Source organism: Streptomyces sp. NPDC033229 (assembly GCF_055576875.1).
Map to the genome: position 1 here is coordinate 1 of NZ_JBVIQR010000153.1, position 3,346 is coordinate 3,346.

Annotated in this window: 4 protein-coding genes; all 4 read right to left on the reverse strand. The window is 66.2% G+C overall.

The features are described from left to right. Positions 1-98: 98 nt before the first annotated feature. Complete coding sequence (locus tag ACZ53N_RS36875; protein ID WP_469145073.1) at positions 99-335, reverse strand: DUF6355 family natural product biosynthesis protein; 237 nt, start codon at positions 333-335, stop codon at positions 99-101. A gap of 562 nt (positions 336-897) precedes the next feature. Beyond that, entirely contained in the window at positions 898-1,095 is a 198-nt protein-coding gene (locus ACZ53N_RS36880) for a hypothetical protein (RefSeq protein ID WP_469145074.1), read from the reverse strand. Then, positions 1,058-1,441, reverse strand: a complete 384-nt coding sequence (locus ACZ53N_RS36885) for a hypothetical protein (protein ID WP_469145075.1) — start codon at positions 1,439-1,441, stop codon at positions 1,058-1,060. Before ACZ53N_RS36885 ends, ACZ53N_RS36880 begins: the two co-directional genes overlap by 38 nt. 405 nt (positions 1,442-1,846) lie before the next feature. After that, positions 1,847-3,061 carry an IS110 family RNA-guided transposase gene (locus tag ACZ53N_RS36890; RefSeq protein WP_469145072.1) on the reverse strand — a complete coding sequence of 405 codons (1,215 nt, stop codon included), beginning with the start codon at positions 3,059-3,061 and terminating at the stop codon, positions 1,847-1,849. Positions 3,062-3,346 lie beyond the last annotated feature (285 nt).

Genomic DNA, 3,346 nt, shown 5'->3' on the forward strand with positions numbered 1-3,346 from the left:
GCGCAACGGCGTTCACCAGGCCATGCTCGGCATCGCCCGGCTCTACAACCTGGCCCTCACCAGATAACTCACACCCCATACGGGACAACCTCTAGAGATCAACAGGTGCGCCCGACATACCATGCACCGCCGATTTTACTGGCCGACCCCAGCCAGGTGACACCAGGCCCCACACAGAGCTCAGGGTTCCAACCCCATACCTCCACCTCAATCACCACGCGCGACCCGTCACTTGTGCAATGGTTGTAGTAGGCATCTGTCGAGGTCTCGTAAAAACCGCAGGGGTTCTTGTGTGACGCTAACGGGGGAGAAGCCGCGGATGCCGCAGTCGGCATGCCGAAAAGCAGAGCTACAACACTGGCGAGAACCGGAAGAAAACGACGAACACCCATGAGGCACTCCCTTCACAGTGTGTGCTATGGATTCGTTCACCATAAACAGTAGTCCCCTACCCGGGACCCCGCGAGCGGTGAACGGCCCCGGAGCACCCCCGTCTTCAGATCCGGGAAAACGAAAATTACCGCCCAGCGTCCCTTCCCTGGCTGGGCCCTTCCGGAACCAGCCGTCTCGTTGAAGGGCTCGCACCCGCGGGCCTCCTCGGCCCCGGAATTTGCGGTCCGGGAAGCGCGGCCTGCTGTACACGAGTGCGGCCGCTGCCAGTCCCGGCGCATGCTCCAGCGCACGGCCAACGGCCAACAGCCAGCCTGAACGCCCGGGTAGCGGCATCGTCCCGGACTCCAGGGTCCCCCGGATCGGGCCTGGTGAAGAGCCGGCCGGGCAGGAATGAGGTTTCCGAGTACCCGTTCGCTCTTTCAACCTGGATGTCTGGGTGCGCCTCGCGTTGCCGTGCCACTCACGAGGCGCCAGAGCCCAGGGGCCCTGGCGCCGTGCCGGTGGTCAAATCTCGCAGTTGGTTTCGGTTTCCGCGTCGCAGGTATCGATGCCTGCGACGCCGTTGGCGGAGTCGTTGTCGGCGTCTCCGACGAGGCTGTCGTTGCCGTCGTCGCCGTTGAGAGTGTCGTTATTGGCGTCGCTGTGGGTTCTGTCGCCCCCGGGGTCACCGTTGACGGTGTCGGTGCCCGCGCCGGCACTGATGGCGTCCTGGAGGCTGTTGCCGAGGGGATGAGGATGCCGCCGTTGAGGTGACGTAGTCGCCGTGGATGGTGTAGGTGCCGGCGCTGCCGTGGATGGTGTCGTTGAAGCCGGTGACGATGGCGATGCCGTTGGTGATGCTGTAGGTCTGCCAGTCGCCGTAGATCGTGTCGCCGCCGTCACCACCGTCGATGGTGGTGCTACTGCCGGCGATATCGCCGACGAGTCGCAGGGTGAAGGTCATGCCGTTGCCGTAGATCACATCCGCGCCGACGCCGCCGAGGACGGTGTCGTCGCCGTCACCACCTTCGAGGTAGTTGACGCCGCCGGCCACGCCGGTGCCGGCCATGATTGTCCTTTCGCGGAAGTTGCCGGCGATCTCATCGTTGCCGCCGTCCCGAAGAGACGGTCGTTGCCGCCGGTGGCGCTCCCGTCCACCTGAGTCGGACACCACCAATGGGTACTGCCCGCATACGCAGGGTGGGACGCACCTCGCCCCCGCTCCCTGCCCGCAGGTTCGTCCGAGGGGCCTCGCACATTCATAAAGCCCGGTGTCCAATGGGTGGCCGGGGAAACGAAAAGTGCCCCTGACCAGCAATAATAAGGATTGTCGAGGTCCTGGTTCCGGCCACCGTCGGAGGCCCTTTCCAGGTGAAGAAGCGTACCGGTTCGTATCCTCGTGTTCGCGTCGGGGGGGGTGTCTCTATGTCCTTCGTCAAGGACGTGGTGCCTGGTTTGGAGCGATTTGGGATGCTCATGCGGCGAGGGTGACGGCCGGGGTCCTGGATTCGTAGAAGGTGCCGTCGCGGAGCATGGCGAACAGGACGCTGATGCGCTGGCGTGCGAGGCGGAGGAGTGCCTGGGTGTGGGTTTTCCCGCGTGCTCTTTGTCTGTCGTAGTAGGTGCGTGAGGCGGGGTCGGCGTTCATGCAGGCGAAGGCGGAGAGGAACATGGCGCGTTTGAGCTGCCGGTTTCCGCCTCTGGGTGCGTGTTCGCCGTGGATCGAGGTCCCGGACGATTTGGTCGTGGGGGCGAGGCCGGCGTAGGAGGCGAGGTGGGCGGCACTGGGGAAGGCGGTCCCGTCTCCGACGGTGACCAGCAGGACTGCGGCGGTCCTGACTCCGACGCCGGGCATCGAGGTCAGGACCGGGTGAAGAGGGTGGGCTTCCAACAGGGTGCTGATCTGGGCTTCCAGGACCCGGCGCTGGTCGTGGACGGCGGCGAGTGAGTGTGCCAGCGTCGGGATGACCACGTCGAGGGTGCCGGTTCCCGGGACCACGACGGTCTGCTCGTCCAGGGCTGTGAAGATGTCGTCGATCAGCCGCTGTGCCATCCGTGGGGCCTTGGGACGGATGACCTCGACGGGCCTGCGGCGGCCGGCCTTGCGCAGAGCGGCTGGGGATCCGTAGCGCTCGAGGAGCCAGGTGGCGGCGGGATGGTCCAGCCGGGGACCGAGTACGCGCTCGAGGCTGGGGTGGAACTGGGTGAGCAGGCCGCGTATCCGGTTGGAGGTGCGGGTGGCTTCCGCGGCGAGGTCCTGGTCGAAGCCGGTCTGTACGGTCAGCTCGGCGGTGATCTCGTCCGTGAGTTCGAGCGAGCGCAGGGTGTGGGGCATCGTCCGGGCGGCGTCCGCGATCACCGCGGCGTCCTTCGCATCCGTCTTCGCCTCGCCGGGGTAGAGGTCGGCGATCCGTCGCATCGCGAGTCGGGGCAGGTAGGCGACCTCGCAGCCCGCGTCGCGGGCCACGGTCAGCGGCAGAGCGCCGATGGACGCGGGCTGGTCCACGATGACCAGGACGGTGCCGAACTTGGCTTTGAGCTTGTCGAAGACGGCCCGCAGCCTCGGCTCGCTGTTGGGCATCGGCTTGTCGAAGACCTTCTTCCCGGCCGGGGTCAGCCCGTGGCCGTGATGAGCGGTCTTGCCGACGTCCATTCCGAGGAAGACGCCTATGCCTTCGGTGTCTGACATCGCACCCTTCCAAAGGTGTTGTCCGTGCCGGCCTCGGCAGTGGCACCGTGCTCGCGCATCCACGTTATGCAGACCTGCCGCCCGAAGGCTGCCCGGCATGGCGCCGGACCGGGCGGTGGCCGGGTCTCTCATCAGCGTCTCCGACGGCACCTCCCAGGCCCGGCGACACCACCCCCCAGGTCATCCGTTCCAATGCCGTTGCTTTTGGGGTGGTGCGGGCGTTGGGCCATTCGTGTTGGTGTCGCGTCTGGAGCGGTTAGGGCTTGGGGTCTTGACCCGGTCGTG